The sequence below is a fragment of the Okeania sp. SIO3B5 genome (assembly GCF_010692555.1).
GTDB lineage: Bacteria > Cyanobacteriota > Cyanobacteriia > Cyanobacteriales > Microcoleaceae > Okeania.
Genome location: NZ_JAAHHG010000444.1, coordinates 1 through 8367 on the forward strand (window position 1 = coordinate 1; position 8367 = coordinate 8367).

Sequence of the window (8367 nt, forward strand, 5' to 3'; positions counted from 1 at the left end):
TAATGCTTACCATTAAACATATCAATAGCATTCGCCATAATATTCATAAAAACTTGGTTTAACTGTCCCAGAAATCCGATAATTTCAGGCAGATCTTCATATTATTTGATAATATTAATTTCTGGAAAAAATTCATTTCCTTAATTAGGGCTTGCTGATTAAATCTCAAAGCATTTAGAGATAAAGGTTTGAAGAATTTTAGGTGCTAAACAAGTAGCAGCTTTTCGGTTGATGGAGCTCAAAAAGTGAAGATTTTGGAGTCATTATGACAGAAAAAGTAAGGGTGGATTATGAATGACCAGTTCTTCAGCTAACTCCCCGTTCATCCTCAATCTTCACTACTCCCTACTCCCTACTCCCTACTCCCTACTCCCTACTCCCTACTCCCTACCATAGCAAAAAGACTTTCCATACGCAAACCCTAATTATTTTAAAGACTGTTCCAATTGTTGAGCATAATCTTTTGATTTTTGATACAGTTGTGCATTTTCTAAATAAATTGCTGCTTGAGAACACAACAGTTTCAATTAAAAATTAAGGGTAAGGGAGGCTTTTTGTCGCAAGACAATTAATACAGCTTTTATCCTAAACTAAAAGCAATAACTGACGGCTGAATACTTACTATTAAAGCTAAAAATAATACCAAGGCTTCAACTACATAAATTAAAGCTCACTATTTGAAGAAACAGAAGTAATTTCTGACTAAGTTTGAGGATATATAAATTTCCTAGCTATGAGCATTGTGATATTCTAGTAAAAATAACCTTCTCAATAATAATTGAGTTAATCCCTCGCCAAAACTGCCATTTGTCATCTAAATTGCCAATGGACTGATATTTTAACATCTTCTTGAAATCTCAACTCAATCTATCCATTTTTTAAAATCAATGAAGCCTAAGTATATTACTCTAATTATTATCACTTTTGGCCTCTTATTAGGCATTAGTTTGCTAGGAAAAAATCAAGTTTCTTTGCAAGGAAATAAAGAATTACCCCCAAGTCAAAGGAAACTATGGTCAGATTCTTCCCACCGTCAAATTTACCCTCGAACTATACAACTTATACCTCAAATTCAGGCTACCAAGCCATGGAAAATTGTGTTTGTCAGTAAAGATGGTCTCAAAGGTCATCAATTTCATCATCCAGGTAACTGTAGAAATAGCTCTTGGTGTTCTATTTGGGAAAATGCAAAACAATTTGGGGACAGTGCTGGAGTTAAAATAGAACTAGCCTATGTCCATCAAAACTGCGCTGGTATAGATGAATGTATTTCCACTCAAGTGAGATTAATTGATGATTTAATTGCACAAGATAATATTGATGGGATGATAGTTGGGCCTAGAGACTCTAACTTGCTAGTTCCAGTCATTGAAAAAGCTATTTCAAATAAAATTCCAGTAGTTATTATTGACACTCCTCTCAATACAACAAAAACTCTCACTCAAGTTCTAGTTAGCGATCGCAAACTAGGAGAAGAAATTGGTAATTGGGTGGTACAACAATTAAAAGGGGAAGGCAAAGTTCTCATAATAAACGGACCAAAAAATCAATATAATGCCTCCGAACGCAAAAAAGGAATTTTATCTGGACTACAAACTGGAAATATTACTATCCTAGATATAGAAGAAACTGACTGGACAAAACCAGAAGCAAAAGCGATCGCTAAAAAATGGCTCAAGCAGTTTTCGGATATTGATGCCATAATTACAGTTAGTGGCAATCTTGCTTTAGGGGTGCTGGAAGAGATTAAAGCACAAAAACGAGAAGGAATCTTAATTACCAGTTTTGATAATTATCCTGAAGTTAAAAATGCTATTGTTACAGGAGATATTAGTACAACGGCAGATTCAGGATTAAACTCTCAAGGCTCCCTTGCAGTAAAAGTGCTGGTCGAATATCTGGAAAATAATCAATCTTTTCCTAGTATTGTTTATGCTCCAAAACTAGAATTACTAACAGCAGAACAACTTATACAGTTTCACGGAAGTCAAAAGTCAAAAGTCAAAAATCAAAAGTAAGATTTTAAATGTTTGTTACAAATGGTAGAAGTAAGAAAGAAGGAAGAGGGAAGAAGGGTTCAATAATTAATAATTGATAATGGATAATTGATAATTACCTCTCCCTAAAAGCTATGCTTTATAAACATCTTTCTTAACATAAAACTTGACAAAAATATTATTTGATGTTTGGAAGTCTGAAAGCTCCTAGTGTCGTTGCGATCGCAAGGACAAAAAACAACTTTTAGGAATACAAAAGTTAGTCAGTTTGTCAAAGCTTGTAAAACCAACAAAATGCTCGTAAGCTTTTGATAATAAGCATTATCCACTTTTGTAAAGAATTTTGCTTATAATGGATAGTTGAAAGAGGAGGGTTTAAACCTGAATTATTGAATTATTGAATTATTGAATTATTAATTCTTCGGTAAATCTTGAAAAAAAGGAAAAAACGATAGAAATAACTATCTACAATGAACTGGATAAGCTATTTTTAAGTATATGATCAATATCTACCTTTTCGTAGATTTTTTTTAAAAAATTGGTATTATTTGTAATATTAAAAACAATGTCTAAGCTGGGAAAGAATATTTCACTTAGTCAAAGACTACATCACAAAGTTCTTGTTTTGAGTTTTCTAGCATTAGCAGGAATGGCAGGAACTTTTGTTAGTAGTATTCTTGGTCGTTTACATGTCGTCCGTAGTGATTTTGAGAAAACGAGTATTTTAGCTGTAGAAACTTTTGAAAGATTTTTTATCGAATTAGAAAGTAGCCTTAAATCAAGTCAATATGTAATTCAAGGAAAGAGTGATCCACGACTATTTTTATTATCATTTTTATCTCAACATGAATATGTGACTCAGATATTTATTACTGACCTTCAAGGAGAAATAATTGCCCAAGAATCCTATTTTGCTGATAAACAAGAAAATAATAGTTTGACTGTCAAATCCTACATAGACAATATGCAGGGACAAGATTTTTATCTCAGTCAGGTCATCTATCAACAAGGAGAATCTTTTATTTATGCTGGGGTTCTTATTGCCAACCAAATAGGTTCATTAGATCGAGCTTTGTTAGTCAAAATTAATTTAACAGAACTTTGGAGTAAAGCTTTAGATATTAATGTGGGTAATAATGGTTATATTTACCTTGTAGATGAAACCAATAACATTATTATTTATCCCAATAGAAAATATATAGGGACTGAGATAGTCGATGGGAAAACTGGTAATAAATCTGCTCTTAATAAAGCTAATTATCATTTAGTTCTGTCTAAATCTCTTACTGGTAGTTTTGTTTTGTCATGTACTAATTTACTGAGGACTGTTCCTTGGTATGTTGTTGTCGAGCAACCAGTAAATGAATCATTAAAACCTATATTATGGATCACAGAGATTTTAATGCTAATTGTCCTGGTTTTATTACTTTTATTGCTGGATATTATTCGATTTACTAAAAATCGTCTCATATTACCTTTAACAGCTATTAAAGAAATGCTTCAAGAGACAACTCAAGGAAAAATAATTGACTTAAAAACAATGAAGAGTTTGCTAGATATTTTTTCTGTTAAATCCGATGATGAATTAACTAACTTTGCTAATTTTCACCTCCAGCTACAAAAAACAAAACAAGAAATTGAGCAATTAAATCAAGAATTAGAACAACGAGTATCAGAACGAACTGCTCAGTTAGAAGCAGAAATACGACGGCGGAAAAAAGCCCAAAAACAAATTATCCATATTGCTTTACATGATTCTTTAACAGGATTACCTAATCGTACTTGGTTGATAGAAAAAATCTCTGAGGAATTAGTTCGTACTAGAGAAAACACAGGATATCAATTTGCTTTGTTATTTTTAGATGGAGATCGTTTCAAATTAGTTAATGATTCCCTCGGGCACAGTATTGGCGATCGTTTATTAGTAGCTGTAGCTCAAAGACTAAACAAGGAATTACCCAGTGAATGTGATGTAGCTAGATTGGGTGGAGATGAATTTACAGTCTTAATTGAGGATGTTAAAAATCTCCAACACGCAAAAGCGATCGCACAAAAATTACTCACTATTTTCAACCAACCATTTAAGTTAGAGCAACAAAGAATTATCTTTGGTTTTAGCATTGGTGTTCTCTTAAGCGATTTAACCTATGACGATCCAAATCAAATGTTAAGAGATGCCGATCTGGCAATGTATGCAGCTAAAGCTCAAGGTTCAGGAATTTATCATGTTTTTGATGAGTTGATGCGCCAACAAAGTATAGAAAGAATGTGTTTAGAGACAGATTTGCAACAAGCGGTCTCCCTAAATCAGCTTTATGTGAACTATCAACCAATCATCAATTTTGCTACGGGTAAACTAGCAGGGTTTGAAGCTTTAGTTCGCTGGCAACATCCTGAATTAGGATTTGTCTCGCCAGGAATATTTATTCCGATTGCAGAAGAAATAGGATTAGTTGCAAAAATAGACCGGTGGGTTTTGAAGCAAGCTTGTCAACAAATGGTTTTTTGGCAAAAAGAATTAAATATTCCAGTTTCTTTTGTTATGGGAGTTAATCTCTCTAGAAGACAATTTGCCGATCCCAATATGATACCTCATATTGATGCTATTTTATCGGATACTGGTTTATCTCCTCAATATCTAAAACTAGAAATTACAGAGACTGCAATTATTGATAATCCTCAAAGTGCAAAGATCGTATTAGAAGAATTAAAATCAAGATCGATAAGCTTGGCGATCGATGACTTTGGAGTTGGTTATTCTTCTTTAAGCTATCTCCATCAATTTCCCGTACATACTCTTAAAATAGATCGATCTTTCGTTTGTAAACTACAAACTGATAAAAGTATTGAACCGATTCTGATGGCAATAGTGACGATGGCACATAATTTAAACATGACCATTATTGCTGAAGGTATTGAGGAAAATATTGAGCGGTGTAAACTACAATCCCTAGGTTGTGAAATGGGACAAGGATATTTATTCTCTAAACCTTTAGGTGTCAAAGAAGCGACTCAGTTTATTATAAAAAACAGGCGTTGATGAATTTAGCTATGATGTTCGTGCTTAGGGAATAGGGAATAGGGAATAGGTAGGGTTTGCTGAAAAAATTGGTTGGTGGGGGTAGGACACGGGGACGCGGAGAATGGGGGACGCGGGGACGCGGAGAATGGGGGACGCGGAGAATGGGGGACGCGGGGACGCGGAGAATGGGGGACGCGGAGAATGGGGGACGCGGAGAATGGGGGACGCGGAGAATGGGGGACGCGGGGACGCGGAGAATGGGGGAACAGACAACGGTTTCGGTCATTTTATGTGAAGAAATTTTCTTGAATTTCAGCAAAAAATTTCAGTGTTTTGAGGCAAATAAGAGCCATAAACTTGGAGATAAATTGAATACAAAAAGCTCTTATATCATGTCCGGTTGAATAGTTATACTTAGGAGGAAGGAAGGCAGCTATGCTGCTATGCTGAGGGCAGAAGGAAAAGAAAGATTCAAAGGGGAGAAGTTTTTTTATCACTAATTAGGGTTTGCTGAAAAAATCTTATGGGTGAGGGTAGGAGACAGGAGACAGGAGACAGGAGACAGGAGAAATAGGAATGATATCATGTCCGGTAGCATCGGAGCGTGTATAAAATTAAGGTGAAAAAAGGAGAAAACCTTCTGCCTCCTGCCTCCTGCCTCCTGCCTTCCTTCCACCAAAGTCTAATTATTCAACCGGACATGATATGAGCGAGGAGGTAGGGGTAAGAATTGTAATAATGATTTTTATGCCCAACTATGCACCTAAAATACTAACTTTTTGAGTGTTTTAGACTGAAACAGGTCTACTTTTCAAAGGCCCTAAAAAGGCTAAAACCTTTATTTGTAAATGCTTTGATATTTAATCAGCAAGCCCTAATTATCCGGACATGATATTAAGCCTTAGCTCTCCTGACTTTTAACTTTATTCAGCAAACCCTAGGTAGGGACGTTCCATGGAACGTCCCTACTTGATTACGGTTCGCCCAAATATCTTAATTCAATGACAAATTCAGTACCTTTACCCAACTGTGAATAACAACTTAACTTTCCATCATGTTTGTCTTCCACAATTTGACGAGCGATCGACAGTCCTAAACCTGTCCCTTTCCCCACTGCTTTCGTTGTAAATAGATGGTTAAATATTCGATTTTTCACTTTTTCAGACATTCCACAACCATTATCTTGAATGCTAATTTTGACCATTTTAGTTACAGAATCTAACTTTGTTGTTAACATAATTTTATAGGGATTTTGCTTTATTTCTGTCATTGAACGTGCTTCGCTCATCTCATCAAACACATCAATAGCATTAGCAATAATATTCATAAACACTTGGTTTAACTGTCCTGGAAATCCCAGAATTTGTGGCAAATCTCCATAGTCTTTGATAATATTAATTTCTGGACGAAATTCATTCCCTTTCAACCGATGTTTGAGAATTAACAAAGTGCTATCAATTCCTTCATGCAAGTCAAAAGTTACTTTTTGTTCTTGATCGCAACGAGAGAAAATACGCATTGATTTACTAATCTCGGCAATGCGGTTAACCCCTGTTTTCATCGAACCAATCATTTCCGGTAAATCTTCTAACACATATTCCAGTTCAATTTCTTCAGCATGGGTAGTCACAGTTTCCCCTGGTGGATGATTTTGTTGATAGATTTCTAAATGTTCCAAGACATCTTGTATTGCTTCCTCCACTTGACTAATATTACCCGAAACAAAGCCTAAAGGATTATTAATTTCATGGGTAATACCCGACATCATTTGCCCTAGAGCTGACATTTTTTCACTTTGTACTAACTGTACTTGTGCCTCTTGTAATTCTTTTAAAGACTGTTCTAATTGTTGAGCATAATCTTGAGACTTTTGATACAGTTGGGCATTTTCTAAGGAAATTGCTGCTTGAGAACACAACAGTTTCAATACTTCAACTCGTTGTTCAGTAAATGCTCCTGTTGCTAAGTTATTTTCTAAATATAGAATCCCTAAAAAGTCTCTGCGACTGCATAACGGCAAGCATAATAAACTCTGCGGTTGATGCTGCATGAAATAGTCATCGGATGCGAATTGAGTTGGAAATGAAACTTCATCAAGATTGAGCGGTTCTAAACGGCGTTTGACTAAGTTAATTACACTCAGAGGAACAACTAAACTCTTTTCAACCGGAACAGATTTTTCAGTGCAATAAATTGTTTCATTATCATTGGAGTTGTGAGTGGAAATAGCTTGAACTGTTAATTGTGATGCTTGAGATAAGATTAAAACTCCTTTGGTTGCACCTGCATTTTCCATCATCACTTGCATTAACTGAGAAATTAATTGATTCAGTTCAATTTCACTTGATAACGCTTGGGATGCTTTGATGATGCTGGTAAAGTCCAGTGCATCTGAAACTCCTGTAGTATTGCTGTTAATTGTGGCTTGAGTGTAACTATCTGTATTTCCTGAACTGGCAATAGTTTTGAAGGGGTTTAGGCTAATTTTCTGTTTTTCTAAAATGGGTGCTAAAAGTTGAGGATAACGTTGTTCTAAATCTTTGATTTTGGCTTGAGTTCCCCAATGAGAATAGCAATAGTAGGCATCTATCATGTAAGCTTGAGCAAATTTTTCTTTACCCCATTCTAGATAGAATTTAGCAGCTAGTTCGTTAGCTAAAGCTTCTTCTTGGATGTATTCATTTTCTTTTGCACCTGCAATCGCTTTGTCATAAAGTTCTATTGCTTCTAATTTTTGACCTAAAACTCGATACTTTTCTGCTTCTATTAAATCTACCTTATGTTGATGATTCATGGGGGCGTATTTTGCCCAGTGCTGTTGAAGTTGGGTTTGATTTTGTTCCACTCGTTGGAATAGTTCTGATGTCTCCGCTGATAATGAATCCAAAGCAGCTAAAGCAGTCAAAGAATCATAGAAATAAAATGCAGGTTCCACAACTATTCCAGGAGCAGCTATTAAGTAACGCTTGACCTCAACTGCTTGGTTTTGAGCAGATTCAATTTCCCCAAATAGGTAACACAGCATTAACTTATAGATATAGAAGACATATAAACCATAAAAATCTTGAGCTTCGAGTAATTGAGCCAAAATTTCTGTTTCTTGAAAAGTTTCCCCAGACAAAATACTCGGATGCAACCCGTTCCCCTGCAAATTTAAAATCGATTGCCAGTAAATGCGAAACCAATTAACTGTTATTAATTGATTGAATTGCACTAACGCATTAAAGTAAGCGTGAGTCTCCTGCTCCAAAGTTGAAAGGAGCTGACCGCACCAAAAAGAATTCAGACAAAAACCATGGGCGCAATATCCCGCAAATTCTTGATTTCCAACTTCTAGACCACTTGTAA

At 35.4% G+C, this 8367-nt stretch carries 3 protein-coding genes; 2 read left to right on the forward strand and 1 reads right to left on the reverse strand.

Annotated elements, in window-relative coordinates:
• Window positions 1-887: 887 nt before the first annotated feature.
• Window positions 888-2018 carry a sugar ABC transporter substrate-binding protein gene (locus tag F6K54_RS34930; protein WP_293088277.1) on the forward strand — a complete coding sequence of 377 codons (1131 nt, stop codon included), beginning with the start codon at window positions 888-890 and terminating at the stop codon, window positions 2016-2018.
• Window positions 2019-2562: 544 nt separating this feature from the next.
• Window positions 2563-5037: an EAL domain-containing protein gene (locus tag F6K54_RS34935; protein WP_293088278.1), complete on the forward strand. Its 2475-nt coding sequence runs from the start codon at window positions 2563-2565 to the stop codon at window positions 5035-5037.
• Between the two features lie 955 nt (window positions 5038-5992).
• Here F6K54_RS34935 and F6K54_RS34940 read toward each other — a convergent pair.
• On the reverse strand, window positions 5993-8367 hold a 2375-nt coding region (locus tag F6K54_RS34940; RefSeq protein WP_293088280.1), incomplete at its 5' end, for an ATP-binding protein.